Genomic DNA, 19131 nt, shown 5'->3' with positions numbered 1-19131 from the left:
GCTCAATCTCCCCGCAATTCGCGCGCGCGGCGCAGCAGCTCCTGCAGGGTCTGGCCGGGACGAGGGCCGGCGGCGGCTGGAGTGGCTCTGGGGGCTGGGCGGGGCTGGGCAACGGGGACGGTGGGCGGGGGATCCCAAACGGCCATGTAGAGGTGGCCCTGGGGGGTGCGCTCGACCACGCCAGACCAGGGGCCGACGCGGAACTGGACGCGCTCAGAACGGTTTTCCCGCACCGCCTGCAGTTCTCGCTGCAACTGGGGGGGCAAGGGGGCCTGCAGCATGTCTTCCAGCAGCCCTTCCGCCTGCGGGGCGGGCACGTCGTCGGCGACGGTGGCCTCGATTTGTTGCAGCGCCAGGCTGGATTCGTCGTAGGTGAGGCTCAAGTTCATGCTGCCCAAGCGGTACAGGTCGTAGACGGTGTTGGGCCGAGCGCCTCGCCCCTGCTGGCTGGGGGATCCCAGGGCGGCCCGCACCACCTCGCGGGAAGTCTGGAGAGGGAAGGCGCGCAACACCGGCCCGCTGTAGGGTTCTAGCTCCGGTGCCGGATCCCGACGGGTTGCGCCCTCGTCCTGCCCAGCACTGCTGCCAAGGATATCCGGAACGAGAACTTCAGGGGCCGTATCGGGCTGCGCCTCCGCTCCTGGGCGCTCATCCTCTAACTCCGTGGCAGCTGGCGAGGGGCGAGAGCCGGAGAGCACCGGAGCCGCAGGGCGCTGCAGCAACCGTCCCAACCCCCAACTCACCAAGGCCAAGCCCAGCAAACTGCCCCCCAAGAAGGGGATCAGGCGGGCCCAGAGCAGGGATCCCCTGTTCTCGCTGGCCATTGTCGGGGGCGCAAGCCGCAGCGTGCCGGCCGTGGCCAGGGGGGGCGCCGAGGGAAAAAGCGGGCCAGAGGGGATCGCTGGAAATTGAAGGGCAACAGCCTGGGAAGCTCCTCTGGGGGATCCCTGCGCTCTGGCTTGGATGCGCTCCAGCTCCGCCAACACATTGGCCACCGTGGGCGGACGGGCGGCCGGATCTTTGGCCAAACAACTGAGGATCAGATCCGACAAACCGGCGGGCAGCGCCAACGGCAGTCCCAGCTCTTCCAAAGGCAGGGGACGCTGCTTGTGGTGGGCCTGGTACCAGCCCGGGAAAGATTCGGTGGTAGGCTGGAGGGGCATCTGGCCGGACACCATCTGGTAGAGCATGATCCCGAAGCTGTAGATGTCGGAGCGGGCATCCAGCGGCAACCCTTCCAGTTGCTCCGGGGAGGAGTAGGCCAGCGTCCCCAGGTAGGCGTGGGTAAGGCTGAGCGACTCGCGGGTGTTGAGCAGCTTGGCAATGCCAAAGTCCACCAGCTTCGCCAGCTCCCCCAAGCTTTCGTCGGCCAGCACGATCACGTTGGCCGGCTTGAGGTCGCGGTGGATCACCTGGATCCGCTGTCCTTCCAGGAGGATCCCTTCGTGGGCTGCTTTGAGCCCCAGGCCAATTTGGCGGGCCAGCCGAAAAAAGCGCTCCAGCGGCAGAGATCCCGTCGCCAGAATGTCCTTGAGGGTTTGGCCGTTGAGGTATTCCATCACATAGAAAGGCACCCCATCGGCAGTGATGCCGTAGTCGCTTACCTTGACAATGTGCAGGCTTTTCTGGCCCAAAGCGGCGCAGGCTTTGGCTTCCCGCTCAAAGCGCAGGCGGGCCTGCTCGTCCATCGCCGGCTGGGAGAGCAGCTTAACGGCCACTTCCACCCCGCCAAAAAGCAGATCCTGGGCCAAGTAGACCCGCCCCATGCCTCCTTGCCCCAGCAGATGGGTCAGGCGATAGCGCTGGGCCAAGAGGCGACCCAAAAAGGGATCCGACGCAGTAAACATAGGGAATCGCGGCGGTAGAGAGAACAGCGCAGAGCCCCCGCAGGGATCCGGCCAGAGTGGGCTACCTCTACCATAAGCACTGGGGCCCCAATAGGCTATGCTCACCCCCGTCGATCCGGTTGCTTGGAATGTCTTTGCCCGTCGTTTACCACCCCGACTACAGCGCCCCCCTGCCGCCGGGCCATCGCTTTCCCATGCCCAAATTCCGCCTCCTGCACGAGCTGCTGCTGCGGGAAGGGGTGATCCGCCCTCAGCAAGTGCATCAGCCGGAACTCCCCCCCCTGGCTTGGATCGAATCGGTGCACACGCCAGAGTACGTGCGGGCCTACTGCGAGGGATCCCTGGAGGCCAAACTGCAGCGGCGCATCGGCCTGCCCTGGAGTCCCGAGCTGGTGCAGCGCACCTGTCGCGCGGTGGGCGGCACCGTCCTGACCGCCCAATTGGCCCTGCGCCACGGCCTGGCCTGCAACACCGCCGGCGGCACCCACCATGCCTTCCCCGCCTACGGCTCCGGCTTCTGTATTTTCAACGACCTGGCCATCGCCGCCCAAGTCCTGCTGCAGCAGGGGCTGGTGCAAAAGGTTCTGATTGTAGACCTGGATGTGCACCAGGGCGACGGCACCGCCTGGATCTTCCGCTCCGAGCCGCGGGTGTTTACCTTTTCCATGCACTGCGCCGCCAACTTCCCCGCCACCAAGCAGGCCAGCGACCTGGACGTGCCCCTGCCGGTGGGCCTGGAAGACGAAGCTTATCTGCAAACCCTGGCCGACTACCTGCCCGATCTGTTGGCTCAGGTGCGCCCGGATCTGGTGCTCTATGATGCGGGGGTGGATCCCCACCGCGAAGATCTCTTGGGCAAGCTGGCCCTCAGCGACGAGGGGCTCTTCCGCCGCGATATGCAGGTGCTGGACACCTGCTTAAAGCGAGGCTACCCCGTTGCCTGCGTTATCGGCGGCGGCTACGGCAACGACCTCGCTCAGCTTGTCTACCGCCACTCGCTCCTGCACCGGGCTGCCGGCGAAGTGTACCGGCAATACCGTCTCTAGCTGGCCGCGAACTAGGCGTATTCGGCGATCACCACCGTGATGTTGTCCCGACCGCCCCGCTCTTTGGCCGCCTCGACCAACTGGCAGGCCAGTTGATCCAAATCCTCCACCTTCAGGCAGTACTCGGCGATGACCTCGTCATCTAGCTCTTCGGTGAGCCCGTCACTACACAACAGCAGGCGATCCCCAGGGCGCATTGTAATCGGCTGAACAGCAGGCGGCCCTGCATCGGGGCGGCCCAGGCAGCGCTCGAGAATGTGGCGCCAGGGGTGCATGCGGGCTTGCGCCTGGGTCAACTCCCCTTGGCGAACCGAGCGAGCTACCAAGGTGTGATCCTCCGTCATCTGCTGCATCTCAGATCCGCGGAGGCGGTAAAGGCGAGAGTCGCCGATGTGAGCGCTCCAGCAATTGTTGTTGGGATCCACCAGAGCCACCACCACGGTGGTGCCCATGTCGGCCCGCTCCGGGTTTTCTCGCTGGTCTTTAAGAATGGCCTCGTTGGCCGCTTCTATCGCCTCGCTGAGCAGCTTGGGCGCTGGCACGGTCTGCCAACCCCGCTCAAGGCACTCGCGAATGACCTCGACCGCCAACAGGCTGGCTGTTGCTCCGGCAGCGTGCCCTCCCATGCCATCGGCAACGATGAAGTAACGTCCTTCTGGATCACAGTAGTAGGCATCCTGATTGCTGCTGCGGACCTTGCCTGGATCCGTAGCGCAGGCATATCGTCGCATCACATCAGTGGCTCTGATCCATTTGCCTTTAAGAGTACCCTGACCAGCGCCAAAGCGGCGAGAACGGCCAAAGCCAGGGTGACGATCGCTAAAGTAGCATGCCCAGCCGAAAATAGCTGGGTTGCGCTGAGAAAAAAAGTTGCAAACAACACCGCGTAGATAACTCCCCGTCCGGTGCTGTTCAGCTTGCGCAGCAAACGCTCTGCCTCGCTGGATCGCACCCGCAGGCGTAGCTCCCCCTGTTCCAGCTTGCTCAAGGTCGCTTCAAGACGGCGGGGCAAGCTGAGGCTGCTGCTGGTGAACTCTGCCGCCTGGCGGCTGACCTGGGCTAGCAGAGTCTCCGTCTCCGGTTTGCTACCGTTCATCAGCTCCTCCGCGAAAGGCTTGGCCACTTCCAGGAAATTGAACTCCGGATCCAAGCTTTTCCCCAGCCCCTCCAACGTGGTCAGGGCCCGCATCACAAAGGTAAAGGTGGCGGGAAAGCGAAACGGCTGATCGTAGGCCAGCTCGTAGAGGTCTTCGCTGATGGCCATCACCGAGATCTCGTCGGAGCTGTTGGAAAAGGGCTTGTCCATGAAGTGATCCAACATGTACTGCACCGAGCGGCGTACTGGCGCCAGATCGGCAGTGGGCACCAACACGCCCAGCTCCACCAGCGAGGCCACCACCAGGTCGGCATTTTTGGCCACCACAGCCGCCAGCATGGCCACCAACTTTTCCTTGATGCCAGGGCGAATGCGCCCCATCATGCCGAAGTCGTAGAAGATCAGCGTGCCATCCGGCTTGACGGCAATGTTGCCAGGGTGGGGATCGGCGTGAAAAAAGCCGTCTTTGAGCAGTTGCCGCAAATAGGCCTCTGCCCCCAAGCGGGCCAAGAGCTTGCGATCCAGCCCCGCCGCGCTCAGGGCTTCGTAGTCGCTGATCTTGATCCCTGGCAGGTATTCCAGCGTCAGCAGGCGGGGGGAAGTGTAGCGCCAGTACACTTTGGGGACGGCAATTTGTGGCATGTCCCGAAAGTTGCGGCGAAAGGTGTCGGCGTTGCGGCCCTCGTTGAGGTAGTCCACTTCCTCCCAGAGGGTGCGCCGACACTCTTCGTAGATGCCGATCCAGTCGCGGCCCGGCCCGCCCCAACGGGTGTGGTACTGAAAGAACTCGGCAATACCGCGGCAGATCTCCAGATCGATCGTGAACAGGCGGGTCAGGCCCGGACGCTGCACCTTGACCACCACTTCTTCGCCGGTCTTGAGCTTGGCCCGATGCACCTGCCCCAAGCTGGCCGCCGCCAAGGGGGTGGGATCGAAATAGCTGTAGATCTGCTCAATGGGCTTGCCCAACTCTTGCTGCACGATGGCTGCCACCTGTTCGTAGCCAAAAGCAGGCACCCGATCCTGCAGCTTGGACAGCTCCTCGACGTACTCGGAGGGGAAGAGATCGGCCCGGGTGGAGAAAAACTGCCCCACCTTGATAAAAGTAGGACCGAGGTGGAGCAGCGTCTCGCGGATCCAGATGGCCCTGGCGCGGCGGCGTTTGGCTTTGCGCTCCGCTGTGGGCTGCCCCCCGTAGCTCCACGCCTGCTGATCCAGCCAGAGGTAAAACAGCCAGGTGAGCACAAATCGCCAAATATCAATGAGGCGGCCCCAGCGGGTGTAGTTTTCTCGGGCCCAACGGTAGGCGGTATAGGGCTTGGCGGGTTCGGATCCCAAAACGGCTCGGGATGGGAGTGTGCTGGCGTTCAAGCGTTTCGACTCCGATACTTCTGCAATTCGGAGCGCAACTGCGCCACCTCTGCCCGCAGGTCGTCTAGGGTTGCCTGCAGGTCTTCTGCCTTGAAGGGGGGTGCCGCCATTTCCTGGGCAGCTAGCGATGCTTCCGCCTCAGCCCGGGCCATGACATCCTGGGCAAAGGTCTGCCAGCCCTCTTGGAGCTCCGCCCACACCTTGCCCACTTCCCCGGCAAGGTCGGCAAGGGTGCTCTCCAGGCGCTCTCGCAGCACGTCGGCCACCGCCTTGCCGACAAAAAAAGCCCGCACAACTGGATTGTTCATGTAACCCAAGTGTTAAGAAGCATCACCCAGATTATAACGAATCTTGCCCCAACCAAGCCGAAGAGCCGATCCACCCGAACGGCGTCGGATGATCGGCTTGAGAGCTTGGCAAGGGCGCAGTGGGTAGGAGGCCGAACCCTCAGCGGCGGTTGGTGGTCATGTCGGGGATCTTCAGATCGAAGACGCTGATGTTTTGCCGCGCTGCCGGCTTGGGATTGAGCATGCGGGCCATGTTGAGGAAGTTTTCCGGATCCCCGGGCTTGGGAGGCCGAGTAATCCGGTAGGTGCGCACCACTTCCCGCGTCGAGCGCTTCACGCCGGAAACATCCCGCCACCGCGCCCCGTAGCGGGGGTTGAGCAAGTTGGTCGGCTTCTCGGAAAGGCGGCGGCGCTGGTAAGGCACCACATCGTCCCCGAAGGCGGCGTTGTACTCCTCACTGTCGACAACGGCGTCGATAAAGCCGTTCAGACCGCGGGTGGCCAGGATGATGGAGTACTTGATGCGCTCCTGCTGGCTGTAGGTGGGCCGGCCCAGGAAGCGCTGGAAGGTGATCTCGACGAAGCGGTAGTTGTCGTTAGGAACCATGACCAGATCCCGGTACACCTCCGACTTGCCCAGGCCACGGATAAACTCCTTCACCGAGATCGCCCCGTTGCGCAGCTGGGACTCCAGCGCTTTTTGCCGGTAGCTCTCCAGCATCAGGTGTTCGCTGAAGATCTGCCGGTAGGCGGCGCGGATGACATTTTCGATGCCCGTCGGGTCGTCGGGGCGATAGGCGGGCGGGGTTTCGTCGCTGGGTACAAAGTAGCGCTCCACCCGCACGCTTTGCGTGGTGGGGCGATCGGCAAGCAGCGGAAGAGTCATAGGTTATGCTCCTGAGGAAACGAAACAACAAAATGGCAGGGGTTATGGATCAGCAGCCAGCTCCTGCTGGCTTAGGCGGGCGCGTAGGGGAATCAAGGGATCCGCATCCTGCAAGGCCATTTGCAGGGCTGCCTCGACGGCAGATCGCAGGGACGCCTCTCCCAGCCGAGCCAAATCCGTCAGGGATCCGACGGCGGCATAGCGAACTCCCCAGTCGGCGTCGCCCAGGCATTGCCGCAACAGGTGCAAGGCTCGCTCTTGATCGGAGAGGGGCCGCCGTGCCGCTACCTGTCCCAGCCCACGGGCCGCCGCTCGCCGCACGCTAGGGGCGAAGTCCGCCACAATGGCTTCCGCCAAAAAGGGGTAGGCATCGCCGTGGCCGATACGGGCCAACGCCCGCACCGAATAGGCGCGCGCCCCATAGTCGAAGCCATCGATGTTGGCCAGCAAAGGCCCTACCGCCGCCTCCCCAAAGCGCAACACCTCTTCCAGCGCGGCCTCCCCCACGGCAGGGCGGTTGAAGCCAAAGGCGCGAATGAGCAGGGGGATCCCTTCCACGTGGCCCAAGGATCCCAGCGCTCTCACCACCCGCAACAGTTCTTCCGCTGAGGTGGCCTGTTCCAGTTCAGCGGCCAGTTGAGCCACAGCAGCGGGAAGCACTTGCGCAGCCGAGGAAGAGGACATAGACAACCCAGAGGCCAAGGTAAGTAAAAAACTAACGAAACATCCAAGCGAGCCAATAGGGGGGGAGAGCCCCAAGCCCTTTCACGTCTAGAACAGCCTGTCCAGTTGCGGGATGATCGCTGCTGCCACCCGATCCGGCGGCACTCGCCCTAACTGCAGCGCCACGTCGAACAGTCGCTTCAGAGCATTGATGCGCAGGTTAAGCGCCACATCGGCTGTCGCCAACAGCGGCGCCCCTGCCACCCAGCCGGATTCTGCCAGATCGAAAAGGGCCGCCTGGCGCAGGCTGAAATTGGGGTGGGCCAGCAGCGCCACCAGAACTTGGGTCAGCTCCTCGGCTTGTGTAAAGCGATAGAGCACCCAAGCGGCTGCCGAACGCACCCGCTCCGAGGGGTGGCTTAAGAAAGGCCGAATCGCCGCCTCGGCCTCGGTGGCGTTGAGCTGGCCCAGCGCTTCGATGAAGGCTTCCCAGGGCTGCTCCTGCTCCCGCGACTGCAGCAAGGCCAGCAAGGGAGCCACCGCCCGCCGGTCTCCCAACTGGGCCAGGGCATAGGCAGCCTCTTCCCGCACATGCAGATCGCTACAGCCAAGGGCCTCGATCAGGCCGGGCACGGCCCGCACGTCGCCAATTTGCCCAAGGGCTTTGGCCGCATTGCGCCGTAGCGGGTAGCCCCCCAAGGCGGTGCGATCCCGCTCATCTCGCAACGCCAACAGCAGTGGCTCTACCCCCCGCGGATCCCGAACCGTGCCCAAGTACCAAGCGGCATAGTACCGATCTTGCGGGTCATCCCCCTGCAGCCGCGCTATCGCCTGCTCCCAGGTGAGCGGCTGGGGCAGCACCGCTGTGTTGGATGTCATGGGAACCCTTGCAGAGCCGTCCATGGAATCGAGGCCACCTTGCCGATGACTGCCGTTGAGCAGAGGGATCCCTTACTCAGCAGCGCCGTTGCTCTGGGCAGGGGCCGCCGATAGAGCAGTGACCTGCACGATTTTGCCGCCCATCCGCAGAATGCGCTGCATCTCCGTGGACAGCCGGCTGTAAGGAACTGTGATGCTCATGGTACTGCGACGCACCTTAGCCGAGGTGGCCAGAGCATCGGGTGGGTTGAGCAGGCCAGTGTACTCAACCTTGTAAACCCGGCTGCCGGCTTCCGTCAAAGTTTCAGGGCCGCTGGTGCTTTGACCAAACATCGTTTTCCCCCGAGTCGAGTTCAACTTTGTGCGGCACCTGGGCACGAAGACCTCTTGACCGCCAGAGAGGCCGCAAAAGCCACCTCTAGAGGCAGAACTGTACCCAGGCACAAAAGCTTGGGAAGCAGGCAGACAACCTAGCTGGCTCGAAGAGAGCCGCGGCGCCGAAAACCTGGAAACGACCAGCTCAGCTCCACTTGGGCTGCTGCCTGCTCTGTAGGGGCACTCAATTGGAAGACGAAGAAAGAGATCGCTCCCCCAAAAACGGGATCTCTACTCTGGCATCCCTTAGCTAAGGGCGTTGATGGCGTAGTCGAAGTAAATGGCTGCTTCGTTCGCCGCTTGGCCCTTCAGCATGCCCAGAGCACGGCTCTTCATGTGCTGCAGAGCTACAATGTACCAGCTCGGGGAGAGGTTAAAGGAGCGGTTCACCTCCCGCAGGCCCGCCACCAGGTATTCATCGAGGGGGCCCGTGCCGCCTGCAACCAGCGAGTAGGTGATAAAGCGCAGGTAGTAGCCAATGTCGCGGGCACACTTGGCCTGAAACACATCGCCGTGACCCATTTCGCCCGGCTGGGTCAGGTAGGGGAAGCGCTTGAACACTTCCTGCACCGCTTCGCGCACCAGCGTTTGTTGGTTTTGGGTCAAGACACGGGCCGCTTCCAGAGAGGCAGCAGCGCGCTGGTAACGACCATTAACGGCCTGCAGCTCGCTGGCATTGAGAAAACGCCCTTGATTGTCAGCAGCGGCAATCGCTTCGGTAATGACAGTTTTCACCTTGCAACTCCTAAATGCGTTGACTGTTAGCAAAAGTCTTAGTTGAGCAGCCGGCACTCCTCCAAGTTGGGAATGCCTGTCTGCCTGTCGGAAAAAAGGGATCTAGGCGATCTCACGGAGCTTTAAAGAGGGACGACCGCTTTTAACTTAAACAATGGCGGCAGCCGCCTTGTCGAAGTAGCTGGCCACCTCGCTTTGCAGCGCCGAGCAGTCGCCAGGGGTGATGCCGTTCGGATCCATGATCTTGGCCAGGGCTTCCTTCTTCATGGCCGCAATGGCGTTGGCCATGGAGCTGGTGGGCACCCCCAGCGCAATGTAGGTCTCCCGCAGGCCGTTGAGGCAGCGATCTTCCAGCACCGAGCTATCCCCCGCCAAGGTGGCGTAGGTGATGTAGCGCAAGATGATCTCCATGTCCCGCAGGCAGGCGGCCATGCGACGGTTGGTGTAGGCATTACCGCCAGGGGCGATCAGATCCGGCTCCTGGGCAAACAGGGAACGAGCCGCGTTGGTTACGATTTGGGCGGCGTTGCTGGTCATGCGGTTGACAGCATCCAGGCGTTTGTTGCCTTCTGCCACCAAAGCCGCCAGACGGTCGAAGTCTTGATCACTTAAAAAGGCACCGCGTGCATCTGCCTGAGCGATCACCCGGGTAAAGGCGTCTTGCATGATGGATCTCCTTCTGGTCTTTCCAAAAAGCGATGGGCGACTGGCTGAACCTCTCAAAAGTGGGATCCCAAACTCTGTTGTTTGCGGGATCCTCCTTGCCCAAAAACCGGGGATCCTGTGGAGCGGGTTGCTCAAAACTACCCCCACCGAAGCCCCAGATTTTGAGACAGGTCAAGAACCTCTGCGACTTTCAGACAGCCGAGCATCCAGGTCAATTTTATAGCGTGGGAGGGATGAGTGTTTTGTGAAGATTTACAAATAAACAGGCACCAGAGTGTCTGCTTGGCCGCCAATCCTCTGGCTCTGTTGGGTCAGCAGGCCAGAAACTGGTCGGCGAGGGCAGTAAAAAAATGTAAACATTCGTTTCACTTGTTTTGAGATAAAGGCAAGCCTCTTGCCCACACACTGCAGCAGTCAATGTTGCGGGGTACCTATGCCTTGCAGGGCAGCTTTGAGATCCCGGCAGAAGTGGGCAATTTGTTGCAGCCCTTGGGCGGGGGTGGGGGCCTTGGCCAGCCGTTGCACAAAGGCACTGCCCACGATCGCCGCATCCGCTCCCCAGAGAGCAATCTGGCGGGCCTGGTCGGGGGTGGAGATGCCGAAGCCTACCCCAATCGGCAGGGAGGTGTATTGGCGCAGTTGCTGCAGCAAGGCCGGGATCCGCTGCTCCAGGGTGGCCCGTTCGCCGGTGACGCCGGTGGTGCTGACCAGGTAGATAAAGCCGCTGGACTGTTGGGCAATACGGCGCATTCGCTCGGCGGGGCTGGTGGGGGCCACCAGCAGGATGAGGTCGATCCCCTCCGCCTGCGTTGCTTCCCGCAGGGATCCGGCCTCTTCCAGGGGCAGGTCGGGGACGACCAAGCCGGCACAGCCGGCCTGGCGCAGTTGCCGCACAAAGGTGGGGATGCCGAGCTGGTGGATGGGGTTGTAGTAGGTGAACAGGACGAGGGGAGCCCGCAGCGAGAGGCCCCGCAAGCCCTGCAAGATGTCGCCCAAGGTGACGCCCCGGCTGAGGGCGCGGGTGGCTGCTGCCTGGATCACCGGCCCATCGGCCAGGGGATCCGAATAGGGCACCCCCAACTCGATGAGGTCGGCGCCGTTCTCCTCCAAAACTTGCAGGGCCGCAAAGGTGGTTTCCAAGTTGGGATCCCCGGCGGTGAGGTAGGGGATGAGGGCGGCTTCGCCGCGGCTGCGCAGCGCCTGAAAACACGCGGTGATCCGGCTGGGCATGGGATCTGTCCAAGCTGAGGAGATGGAGAGCACCCCCTACTGTAGCGCCTGCCCTAGGGGAGGGGCACAAAATCGTAGCCGGTGCCGGAGCGGTTGCCCCGTTCAATGCGCACCAGCACATGGGGAGCATCGCGGTCGCCGGAGGGCAAAAAGCGCACCTCCCCGGAAGCGCCGTCTGGCAAGCGGAAGTTGGGGTCGCCCAGGGCAGTGAGAATGCCGCTGCGGCTGGGGGATCCCTGCCGAATAGCCTGGAGAAAAACACGGGTGGCGTCGTAGGCCAGTGCCGTGCGCCAACTCACCTGCCCTCCCCACATCTGGGCTGCCTTCTGGGCAAAGCCGCGGTTGCGGGGCACGTCGGGATGCCAGGGCACCGCCACCACCAGCCCCTCTACTGCTGCCCCCCCTTCCTTGAGGGTGGTGAGACTAAACAGCACATCCCCCCCCACCAGGGCGAGGGGCTGGCCAAGGGCAGCGTTCTCGCGGGCAACGGCCAGCGCTTTTTCGGCCACGGAAGCCGTGGGCGCCAAGAAAGCCGCCTGAGATCCCTGCCCCAGAGCTGTCTGCAGGCTGGCCTGGGGGTTGAAATCGGCTGCCGACAGGTCGAAGGTCGCCAGCACAACGCCCCCTTCGCTGGTCAGGGTAGCGGCAAAGGCGTCGCGCAGGCTGGTGCTGTAGGCGCTGTTGGGGTTGTAGAAGATGGCCACCCTCTGCAGGCGCAGTTTGTTAAGGACATAGCGGGCCAGTTGCGTGCCAGCAATCTGGTCGGAGGGGACGGTGCGAAAGATGGCGTTCCCCAGCAGGCTGATGCGGGTGCTGGTGGAGGTGGAGGAGATCATGGCCAGGCCGGCAGACTGATAGATCTCAGCCGCCGCCAGGGTGGCATCGCTGGCGTTGTGGCCGATCACCCCCAGGATCTCGGGCTGGCCCACCAGGGCTTTGGCCACTGCCGCCGCTCGCTCTGGGTTATCCCCGTCGTCGGCAATCACCACCCGCAGCAGCCGCCCTGCAATACCCCCTTGCTGAAATAGCTCCTCTTGGGCCTGGGCCACGCCGCGCAGGGTCTCCTTGGCGCGGTTGGGGTTGCTGGAGATGGGCACCACCACGGCTATGCTCAAGGGGTTGCCCTGCTGCTGGGCGCGGGCGTTGTTGAGGAAAATGCGAGCTTCCGGGTCGTTGCGGTTGTTCTGTAGCCCCATCTCTAGGAGCGGGATCGCCGCGCCGAAATTGCCCTGGCGCAACAGCTCTGCTGCAGCCACGGCGGCGGGACTGCTATCGGCAAACAGGGTGCGCTCGCCGCTGGTTAAGAGCAGATCTTGGGCCCTACCGCCCAACCCTGGCAGAGGGATCCCTTCTGGCCAGCGGATGTAGCCCGCCTGCCAGGCGCGATGACCACCCCAGAGGAGCAATAGCCCTAGGGCAATGTAGACGATAGGGGGTGGAGACTTCGCAGCCATGGGCCCCAAGGAAGAGAACAGCAGAATCCGGACAGCAGGGGTACCGCTCACGCCTTCAGGAAGCTCTTGGACCCCCCCTCTTCAAGGATCTTCAAGAACTTTCTTGAAGTATACGCTAAGGATCGGGACGGTAGGAAGGGCTGTTGCGGTATTGGCGCTCCAGTTGCTCCACAATGGAAACAGGAACAGATGGGGTTGCCGGGGGCTCTTCTGGAGGTGCGCCGGCCTGTGGCTCGGTCTCCAAGTTAGCCGGCTGAGAGGTGGCCCAAACGACTCCTGCGATCAGCAAAAGAACCAAAGCGGCAGCGTAAAGAAATGCGGCAATGGCCATTGGGGCAAGACTCTAGCTTTCCCTTCCCATGATAGAGGTTGTCGAAAACCCTTTGCCTCAGGATCCGCTCGAGCAAGCCCTGTGGGACTGGCACCGGGGCCAGGCGAGGGGATCCCTGCTCTTGCACGCCTACAGCGCCGAGGGGATCCCGCTGGCAGAGGAGCCCCAGGTGGTCTCGCCGGAGGTGTTCTTCACCCAAGAGCTGCCGGAGGTGGAGGCCCTGGCCTTAGAGCTCTGCCGCGGTCGGGTGCTGGACATTGGCGCCGGCACGGGCCGCCACAGCCTGCTGTTGCAGGAGGAGGGGTTTGCCGTAGCCGCCCTGGATCGCTCGCCGGTGGCGTTGCAGATCATGGCCGAACGGGGGGTGCATTGCCGCATCGCCGCCGACCTGTTCCACTGGGAGGGGCCGGAAGAGCCCTTCGATACGCTGCTGCTGCTGATGAACGGCGCCGGCCTGGTGGGATCCCTGGCGGGGTTGGAGCGCTTTTTAAGCTTGGCCCGCCACTGGGTTCAGCCCACCGGCCAGTTGCTTGTGGATTCCACCGATCTAGCCGATCTCAGTGAAGAGGGCGACGCGGCGGATCTGCCGCAGGTAGAAAGTTCAGCTAATTCTGAAGCCGAGGATCGGGAGAAGGGGAGAGACTGCAGAACAGCGGGCGAGGCAAAAGCCAGGGTGGTGAACTTTGTGGCCGAGTACGGCGGGCAGCGCGGGGATCCCTTTCCCTGGCTGTTTGTGGATCCGGAAACCCTGCTGCGCTGTGCCCACGCCAACGGCTGGCAGGGACAAATTCTCTACCAAGAGCCGGAGGGGGCCTTTCTGGCACGGCTTGCGCCTCTCTAAGCGCAGCCCCTTAGTGGGACAGGATCTGCGACAAGAAAAGGCGAGAACGCTCTTCCTTGGGGTTGCTGAAAAACTCTTGGGGGGTGTTTTCTTCCACGATCTTGCCGCGGTCGAAGAAGACAATCCGATCCGCCACCTCGCGGGCAAAGCCCATCTCGTGGGTTACACACACCATGGTCATGCCCGAGCGGGCCAGCTCCCGCATCACGTCCAGCACCTCTTTGACCATCTCCGGATCCAAGGCCGAGGTGGGCTCATCGAAGAGCATCACCGCCGGATTTATGGCCAAAGCGCGGGCAATCGCCACCCGCTGCTGCTGCCTCCCCGAAAGTTGACCAGGATACTTCTCGGCTTGCTCGGCGATCCCCACTCGTCTCAACACCTCCATAGCCCGTTCAACTGCCTCGGCCTTTTTCTATTTTCTATGAGCGCAACTGCTGAAGCGAGTGGAGCTAGCTTTCTGGCCCGCCATCGGCGGAACATCGCTGTCTCTCTGGCCCATCGTCTAGAAGCAGCCAGGGCAGCCAACAACACCCACCTGCTGGAGTTGCTGGAACAGGAGCATGACTCTAGTCAATAATAAGCTCAACTATACTGAAAATAATGTATAATATGTTCAGTACGGATTACTACCAGTTGATCTTTCTGTTTACTTTCGAGTCTGCCAACATGGTAGCCAAAGCAAAGCAGAAAATTGGTAGTAAGACGACACGGAAACTGCGCTTTGGGTATTCTACTCAAAGCTTTGCGGGATACCGCCATTCTGTTTGGACTCCGTCCCGCTAACGCGAATGGAAACAAGCAGAATGCTATCGCTGCATAGTTGAACAGTGATGTTCAGCAGTGTTCAGCGTAAATGTATCAGCAACGGCAACCAGCAGCAGAGTCCAGCGGCAGGGATCCCTCTGTTTCGGGTCTATGGCGCCACCTTTGGGAGGGTCTGAGCATCGGTTATCGGGCTTTAGGCGGAGGTGGGATCCGCTTGTTAGGATTGACCTAAATCACGGGAGAGGCGCGGGGATGGTTTGGCAATTGCTGACGTGGCCGGCCCAGAGCTTGCTGTGGTTGGCGGAGCAGATTCGCGAGCGGGCCGAGGCACAACTCGACAGCAAAGAAAACCTCCAGAAAGAACTCACCGCTCTCCAGATTCAGCTCGATCTGGGGGAGATCGATGAAGAGACCTATAGCCAGCGAGAAGAGGAGATCCTGCTGGCTCTGGAAGCCCTGGCCCAGGCCGAAGCCGGCAGTGCCGACGAGGATCCCTGAGTTCTGCGGGGGATCAGAACATGGGAGAATAAGCTTGGGTTGACCTCATTTTCCTACCCTGGGTTGCTTTCCATGGCCGAATCCCGCGAAACCTTAGTGCTCCGCGACGAGCAGAACCAGCCTCTGAAATGCGAGATCCTGAGGCAGGTGGTCATTGAGGAACAAGCCTATGCACTGGCCACGCCCGTGGACGCCGTGATCAAAGTTCTGGTTTGGGAGGGGGAAGAAGAGCCCGGCCAAGCGGTGAACGGAGATGCGGACATGGAAGGGATCCTGGATGAGCCGGATCCAGAGGAGCTCCAGGCTGCTATCCCCACCATCCAGGCCGTCTTGGAGGAGTTGAACTTGACTCTGCAGCAAAACGGCTTCGACATCCTGACGGTGCAGGGAGAGTTGCCCCCTGTTGAAGAGGAAGATGTGTTCGAGCTGGGCGAAAGCGAGGAAGATGCCCAGGAATTCCAACTGCTGGCTACCTTCTTCTACAAAGACAAGAAATACGGCATCTTTACGCCCCTCGACCCAGTTCTGGTCTACGTGGCCCTGCCTGACGAGGGGGATCCCTACCTACTGAACCCAGAGGACTCGCCAGCCCTGTTCGACCAACTCAATGCTGTGCTGCTCGATCTGGACGAGGTAGTGGAAGAGGAGGAGTACGATGATGAAGAATATGACGATGAAGACGAGGACTAGGCAGCTCGGGGTTTCTGCCTGAGAATTGAAGGCACCTGGGCCAAAAAGCCCAAAGGTGGAAGTACCAAGCCTCTTGCCCCAATGCAGCCCCTTGGTTGCCGCTCAAGTCGATTGGGCGGAGTCTTTTTGTTGCCAGCGCCAGCTAGGGGAGCGGCAGATAATGGAAGGAGGCCCTCGTTCAGTTCCCCAGGCGTTGCCCGATCCCAAGGAGCAGCAGGGATGCAACCGGTTGACCTGACCACCCTCCGTGCTGTGCTGGCAGATCTAAAAGGGGCTGAGGCCGGGGGGGATCCCTTGCTGCCTGCCCGCGTGGAGTGGATCCAGCAGACGGATCTGTGGACGGTGGTGATTGGCCTGCGCACCCTCAAGGCGCGTCCTTGCTTGCTACTGTCTTGGCATCCTCAGGCGGCCCGAGTTCACCTCTGTCAGGCTCCCCCCAAGGAAGCAGAGGACTTGCCCTTTAGCCAACACCTGCAACGGCACCTGCGGGGTTTGGCGCTGACGGAGCTGGCGCTGCTGGACGAGTGGGAGCGGGTGATTGACTTTCGCTTTGCCCCGCGCCCCGCGGATCCCCCTCAACGCCACCTTTATCTGGAAGTGATGGGCAAGTACAGCAACGCCATCTTGGTGGACGAGGGGGGCATGATCTTGGCCTGCGGCCACGGGGTAAGCGAGCGACAGTCGCGGGTACGGCCGGTGCAGCCGGGTCTACTTTACGAAGCTCCCCCTGCCCTCAGCGATCCCATCCCCCAGCGAGCCGAGCCCTTCTCCCAGTGGCAAGAGCGTCTTGCCCTAATCCCTGGCCCCATTGCTCAGCGGCTGCTGCGCTGCTACCGCGGCCTGAGCCGGCATTTGGCAGAGGCCATGTGCCTGCAGGCCGGGATCCCACCCCAAACCCCCAGCAACCAACTCTCGCCCCAGGAGTGGCAGGCCCTGTTTTTTTGGTGGCAGGACTGGCTGGCCCGCCTGGAAACGGCTCAGTTTAAGCCGGCCCTTACCCCCCAGGGGTACACTGTTCTCGGCTGGAGGGGCTCTGGCGGGGATCCCTCTACACCCAACTTGCATCAGCTCCTGGAAGCCTACTACCAAGCCCAGCTCAACCGCGAACGCTTTGAGCGAGAGCGGCAGCGCCTGGGGCAAAAGCTGGCTGCCCTGCTGAAAAAACTCCGCCAGCGGCAAGAGCACTTCGAGAGGATGCTGGCCGACTCGGCCCAAGCGGAAGCCTCCAAGCAGGCTGCCGATCTGCTCATGGCCCATCTCCACCTCTGGCGGCCAGGGCTGAGCTTGATGGAGCTGCCAGACTTTTTTAGCGGCCAGATGGTCAAGATCCCGCTGGATCCGGAGAAAAACGCTGTTCTCAACGCCCAGGCCTACTACCGCAAGCACCGCAAACAAAAACGAGCCCAGGAGGCCGTCCAGCCCTTGCTAGAAGCTGTAGCGCAAGAGATCCGCTACCTGGAGCAGGTGGAAGCGACCCTGCAGCATCTGGGAACCTATCGGGATCCCCAGGACTTGGCCGCCCTTCGAGAAGTTGAGACCGAGCTGATTCAACAAGGCTACCTAGAGAGCCCCAGCCGGGCAGAGGGATCCAGACGGGCCTCTTCAGCCAGCTTCAACCCCTATCGCTTCACTAGCCCCAGCGGCTTCTCCATCTGGGTGGGGCGCAACAACTGGCAAAATGATCGGCTGACCTTCCGCGTGGCCCAAGACCAAGATTGGTGGTTTCACGCCCAAGAGATCCCCGGTAGCCACGTGCTGTTGCGCCTGCCTCCGGGCGCGGTGGCCGAAAGTGAAGATCTGCAGGCGGCTGCCGATCTGGCGGCGTATTTTAGCCGCGGTCGCTTCAGCGACCAGGTACCGGTGGTGTATACCCGCCCTAAGTGCGTCTTCAAACCCAAGGGATCCCCACCCGGCATGGTGGTTTACCAGCAGGAGCAGGTGCTGTGGGGCCGTCCCAGCCGTGCCCAGTTGCTTGTGGAAAAGGAGGGGGCGCCCAAGCCGGAGGTTCCAGCAGAGCTACAGCCCTCTACTTGGGGTTGACTACGGATCCCATAAACAGCACAGTTTGCGCCTCCCGGTTGGCTCCGGAGGCCACAATGGCAAACCAGAAGGGGCGATCTGCTACGAACTGGAAGGGCTCTTGCCGGTCGCTGGCGGTGCGGGAGACGATGACCCCGGTGGCGGCTGCCGCCCCGGATCCCTTTTCATCTACTTCGATGGCCGCCTTGTGCAAGACTCTGCTGACCTGCGTCGGCTCTGGGGTCATCTGGCTGAAATCGGCCTGAGGGGAAAAGGCGATCCCCAGGCCCAACTGTTGCAAAGCCGGCACCAGATCGGTCTCGTAGGCCAGCTTAAACTTGGGGAGCCGCAGCGAGCCGGGGCGGGTGGGCAGGGATCCCGTCCATTCTTGCCAAGTTTCTGGGCTGAGCTCCTGTCGCAGGGCTTCCAGGCTCACCCCTGGCTTGGGCAGCAGGATCACCATAGCCAGTTCCCCTTCCCCATAGGGCAGGCGCACCACCTGGAGCTGCTCGGTCTCCCGGTAGCCGTAGCGACCGGATTGGGCCATCAGCGGCACTTGGACACGGCGGCCATCTGGGCGGGTAAAGGGCTGGGGCTCTGTCAGGGCCGGATCGAAGGGTTGGGTCCACTCTCCCTTGAAGTAAATGGCGTTGAGCAAAACCAGCCTGTCTTCCCGGCTGAGGCGATCCACGATGCGGTCGATCTGGCCCTGGGTGCGCTCGGCTACCCAACGGTTAATCGCCTGCACCGTCTGGCGGGATCCCAGCTCCACCCGATTGGCCACTGCTTGGTAATAGGTGGCCAGCGCCTGCAAAAAGGGAGGCCGCAGGGTGAGGGTTTGATCGACCCAAAGGCCGTTGGCAATTTGCACCTGGATCGGCCCTTCTGCTTGGGATCGCTCCACCAGCCAGCGCGCCATCTGGGCATTGGTCCAGTTCAACTCATGGAGGGAGAGGTCTTGGGCCTCCAGCACCTCGGCCATGGCCGCCTGCGTTTCCCCAGCGGCGCCGTTGTACAGCATGCTCAGAGCCAAGTGAATGCTCAAAGGAGAGAAAAAGAGGTTCTCTTGCGGCTGCTGCTGGAGCAGGCGATCAAACAGCTTTAGCGCAAAGCGACTTTGGGCTTGTTGGGCCACAGCCTCTTCTCCATAGCCTTCCCCATAGGTCACGGTCGGCTCAAACGGGATCCGCACCGGGGCCTCCTGGGATCCCATCCCCTGTGCGGGCCAGAGACCCAAAAGCAATAGGCCAAACAGAGCCAGAAGCGAGCTCCGGCTCAGCGAGGATCTGCTCAAAAGGTCTTTCATGGGGTCTCTCCTGGCCGGGTGGGGAACGATAGATAGACTCTATGGCTATGGTATCGGGTTGGGGGTGGATGGCTCTTTGCGCTTGAGGAGAGATCGACAGGCCAAAGCCCGCAGGAGATCCCGGCCAAACTGGCTACGGATCC

General features: G+C 62.1%; 20 protein-coding genes and 1 pseudogene. 6 read left to right on the top strand and 15 right to left on the bottom strand.

The genetic code is table 11. From position 1 onward, the window contains the following. Window positions 1-2: 2 nt before the first annotated feature. Window positions 3-1847, bottom strand: coding sequence for a serine/threonine-protein kinase (locus SYN63AY4M2_RS06230; protein WP_011429124.1), 1845 nt, complete (start codon window positions 1845-1847; stop codon window positions 3-5). A gap of 128 nt (window positions 1848-1975) precedes the next feature. On the opposite strand from SYN63AY4M2_RS06230, the gene SYN63AY4M2_RS06225 reads away from it, so the two are divergent. Then, on the top strand, window positions 1976-2893 hold the full coding sequence (locus SYN63AY4M2_RS06225) for a histone deacetylase (RefSeq protein ID WP_011429126.1): 918 nt from the start codon (window positions 1976-1978) through the stop codon (window positions 2891-2893). Window positions 2894-2904: 11 nt separating this feature from the next. Here SYN63AY4M2_RS06225 and SYN63AY4M2_RS06220 read toward each other — a convergent pair whose 3' ends face one another. From SYN63AY4M2_RS06220 to SYN63AY4M2_RS06165, 12 genes are all read right to left on the bottom strand, one after another. Next, window positions 2905-3624, bottom strand: coding sequence for a Stp1/IreP family PP2C-type Ser/Thr phosphatase (locus SYN63AY4M2_RS06220; protein WP_011429127.1), 720 nt, complete (start codon window positions 3622-3624; stop codon window positions 2905-2907). Further along, a complete protein-coding gene (locus tag SYN63AY4M2_RS06215; protein WP_240530505.1) occupies window positions 3624-5327 on the bottom strand; it encodes an AarF/ABC1/UbiB kinase family protein in 1704 nt (567 codons plus the stop codon). The genes SYN63AY4M2_RS06220 and SYN63AY4M2_RS06215 overlap by 1 nt, the downstream gene beginning before the upstream one ends. Before the next feature lie 29 nt (window positions 5328-5356). After that, entirely contained in the window at window positions 5357-5668 is a 312-nt protein-coding gene (locus SYN63AY4M2_RS06210) for a DUF6825 family protein (protein WP_011429129.1), read from the bottom strand. A gap of 139 nt (window positions 5669-5807) precedes the next feature. Continuing rightward, window positions 5808-6533: a phycobilisome rod-core linker polypeptide gene (locus tag SYN63AY4M2_RS06205; protein WP_011429130.1), complete on the bottom strand. Its 726-nt coding sequence runs from the start codon at window positions 6531-6533 to the stop codon at window positions 5808-5810. Between the two features lie 42 nt (window positions 6534-6575). Continuing rightward, complete coding sequence (locus SYN63AY4M2_RS06200) at window positions 6576-7217, bottom strand: HEAT repeat domain-containing protein (protein WP_099812571.1); 642 nt, start codon at window positions 7215-7217, stop codon at window positions 6576-6578. Window positions 7218-7304: 87 nt separating this feature from the next. Further along, window positions 7305-8075 carry a HEAT repeat domain-containing protein gene (locus tag SYN63AY4M2_RS06195; protein WP_228375394.1) on the bottom strand — a complete coding sequence of 257 codons (771 nt, stop codon included), beginning with the start codon at window positions 8073-8075 and terminating at the stop codon, window positions 7305-7307. 72 nt (window positions 8076-8147) lie between these two features. Next, window positions 8148-8408: a phycobilisome linker polypeptide gene (locus SYN63AY4M2_RS06190; protein ID WP_011429133.1), complete on the bottom strand. Its 261-nt coding sequence runs from the start codon at window positions 8406-8408 to the stop codon at window positions 8148-8150. A 288-nt stretch (window positions 8409-8696) separates the two neighbouring features. Next, window positions 8697-9185: a phycocyanin subunit alpha gene (locus tag SYN63AY4M2_RS06185; protein WP_011429135.1), complete on the bottom strand. Its 489-nt coding sequence runs from the start codon at window positions 9183-9185 to the stop codon at window positions 8697-8699. Window positions 9186-9332: 147 nt separating this feature from the next. Then, window positions 9333-9854 (bottom strand): phycocyanin subunit beta, encoded by a 522-nt coding sequence (locus SYN63AY4M2_RS06180; protein ID WP_276307372.1) that lies wholly within the window; start codon window positions 9852-9854, stop codon window positions 9333-9335. Window positions 9855-10265: 411 nt separating this feature from the next. Continuing rightward, window positions 10266-11081, bottom strand: a complete 816-nt coding sequence (gene trpA, locus SYN63AY4M2_RS06175) for a tryptophan synthase subunit alpha (RefSeq protein WP_011429138.1) — start codon at window positions 11079-11081, stop codon at window positions 10266-10268. Window positions 11082-11134: 53 nt separating this feature from the next. Continuing rightward, window positions 11135-12535, bottom strand: a complete 1401-nt coding sequence (locus tag SYN63AY4M2_RS06170) for an ABC transporter substrate-binding protein (RefSeq protein ID WP_011429139.1) — start codon at window positions 12533-12535, stop codon at window positions 11135-11137. Between the two features lie 115 nt (window positions 12536-12650). Continuing rightward, window positions 12651-12866: a hypothetical protein gene (locus SYN63AY4M2_RS06165; RefSeq protein ID WP_011429140.1), complete on the bottom strand. Its 216-nt coding sequence runs from the start codon at window positions 12864-12866 to the stop codon at window positions 12651-12653. Window positions 12867-12894: 28 nt separating this feature from the next. Here SYN63AY4M2_RS06165 and SYN63AY4M2_RS06160 point away from each other — a divergent pair, with 28 nt between their 5' ends. After that, the gene (locus SYN63AY4M2_RS06160; protein WP_011429142.1) at window positions 12895-13707 is read left to right on the top strand and encodes a class I SAM-dependent methyltransferase; all 813 of its coding nucleotides are present in this window, start codon (window positions 12895-12897) and stop codon (window positions 13705-13707) included. Window positions 13708-13717: 10 nt separating this feature from the next. Here SYN63AY4M2_RS06160 and SYN63AY4M2_RS06155 read toward each other — a convergent pair. After that, window positions 13718-14122: pseudogene (locus SYN63AY4M2_RS06155) on the bottom strand (ATP-binding cassette domain-containing protein); the annotation flags it as partial. 9 nt (window positions 14123-14131) lie between these two features. Here SYN63AY4M2_RS06155 and SYN63AY4M2_RS13785 point away from each other — a divergent pair. The 4 genes from SYN63AY4M2_RS13785 (at window position 14132) to SYN63AY4M2_RS06135 (ending at window position 17703) form a co-directional block, all read left to right on the top strand. After that, window positions 14132-14287, top strand: a complete 156-nt coding sequence (locus SYN63AY4M2_RS13785) for a hypothetical protein (protein ID WP_168173320.1) — start codon at window positions 14132-14134, stop codon at window positions 14285-14287. Window positions 14288-14727: 440 nt separating this feature from the next. After that, the gene (locus tag SYN63AY4M2_RS06145) at window positions 14728-14973 is read left to right on the top strand and encodes a gas vesicle protein GvpG (protein ID WP_011429145.1); all 246 of its coding nucleotides are present in this window, start codon (window positions 14728-14730) and stop codon (window positions 14971-14973) included. Window positions 14974-15045: 72 nt separating this feature from the next. Further along, entirely contained in the window at window positions 15046-15663 is a 618-nt protein-coding gene (locus tag SYN63AY4M2_RS06140; protein ID WP_011429146.1) for a DUF3727 domain-containing protein, read from the top strand. A gap of 219 nt (window positions 15664-15882) precedes the next feature. After that, the gene (locus tag SYN63AY4M2_RS06135) at window positions 15883-17703 is read left to right on the top strand and encodes an NFACT RNA binding domain-containing protein (RefSeq protein WP_011429147.1); all 1821 of its coding nucleotides are present in this window, start codon (window positions 15883-15885) and stop codon (window positions 17701-17703) included. On the opposite strand, the gene SYN63AY4M2_RS06130 is transcribed toward SYN63AY4M2_RS06135, so the two are convergent. Next, window positions 17690-18988: a serpin family protein gene (locus tag SYN63AY4M2_RS06130; protein WP_099835676.1), complete on the bottom strand. Its 1299-nt coding sequence runs from the start codon at window positions 18986-18988 to the stop codon at window positions 17690-17692. The genes SYN63AY4M2_RS06135 and SYN63AY4M2_RS06130 overlap by 14 nt on opposite strands. Window positions 18989-19131 lie beyond the last annotated feature (143 nt).

Source organism: Synechococcus sp. 63AY4M2 (genome assembly GCF_002760475.1).
Lineage (GTDB): Bacteria > Cyanobacteriota > Cyanobacteriia > Thermostichales > Thermostichaceae > Thermostichus.
This window is presented reverse-complemented; position numbering and strand designations above follow the sequence as displayed.

Coding starts and splice junctions, on each gene's coding strand:
- SYN63AY4M2_RS06230 (WP_011429124.1), bottom strand. CDS start 1,847: ATGTTTACTGCGTCGGATCCCTTTTTGGGTCGCCTCTTGGCCCAGCGC.
- SYN63AY4M2_RS06225 (WP_011429126.1), top strand. CDS start 1,976: ATGTCTTTGCCCGTCGTTTACCACCCCGACTACAGCGCCCCCCTGCCG.
- SYN63AY4M2_RS06220 (WP_011429127.1), bottom strand. CDS start 3,624: ATGCGACGATATGCCTGCGCTACGGATCCAGGCAAGGTCCGCAGCAGC.
- SYN63AY4M2_RS06210 (WP_011429129.1), bottom strand. CDS start 5,668: ATGAACAATCCAGTTGTGCGGGCTTTTTTTGTCGGCAAGGCGGTGGCC.
- SYN63AY4M2_RS06205 (WP_011429130.1), bottom strand. CDS start 6,533: ATGACTCTTCCGCTGCTTGCCGATCGCCCCACCACGCAAAGCGTGCGG.
- SYN63AY4M2_RS06200 (WP_099812571.1), bottom strand. CDS start 7,217: ATGTCCTCTTCCTCGGCTGCGCAAGTGCTTCCCGCTGCTGTGGCTCAA.
- SYN63AY4M2_RS06195 (WP_228375394.1), bottom strand. CDS start 8,075: ATGACATCCAACACAGCGGTGCTGCCCCAGCCGCTCACCTGGGAGCAG.
- SYN63AY4M2_RS06190 (WP_011429133.1), bottom strand. CDS start 8,408: ATGTTTGGTCAAAGCACCAGCGGCCCTGAAACTTTGACGGAAGCCGGC.
- trpA (WP_011429138.1), bottom strand. CDS start 11,081: ATGCCCAGCCGGATCACCGCGTGTTTTCAGGCGCTGCGCAGCCGCGGC.
- SYN63AY4M2_RS06170 (WP_011429139.1), bottom strand. CDS start 12,535: ATGGCTGCGAAGTCTCCACCCCCTATCGTCTACATTGCCCTAGGGCTA.
- SYN63AY4M2_RS06165 (WP_011429140.1), bottom strand. CDS start 12,866: ATGGCCATTGCCGCATTTCTTTACGCTGCCGCTTTGGTTCTTTTGCTG.
- SYN63AY4M2_RS06160 (WP_011429142.1), top strand. CDS start 12,895: ATGATAGAGGTTGTCGAAAACCCTTTGCCTCAGGATCCGCTCGAGCAA.
- SYN63AY4M2_RS13785 (WP_168173320.1), top strand. CDS start 14,132: ATGAGCGCAACTGCTGAAGCGAGTGGAGCTAGCTTTCTGGCCCGCCAT.
- SYN63AY4M2_RS06145 (WP_011429145.1), top strand. CDS start 14,728: ATGGTTTGGCAATTGCTGACGTGGCCGGCCCAGAGCTTGCTGTGGTTG.
- SYN63AY4M2_RS06140 (WP_011429146.1), top strand. CDS start 15,046: ATGGCCGAATCCCGCGAAACCTTAGTGCTCCGCGACGAGCAGAACCAG.
- SYN63AY4M2_RS06135 (WP_011429147.1), top strand. CDS start 15,883: ATGCAACCGGTTGACCTGACCACCCTCCGTGCTGTGCTGGCAGATCTA.
- SYN63AY4M2_RS06130 (WP_099835676.1), bottom strand. CDS start 18,988: ATGAAAGACCTTTTGAGCAGATCCTCGCTGAGCCGGAGCTCGCTTCTG.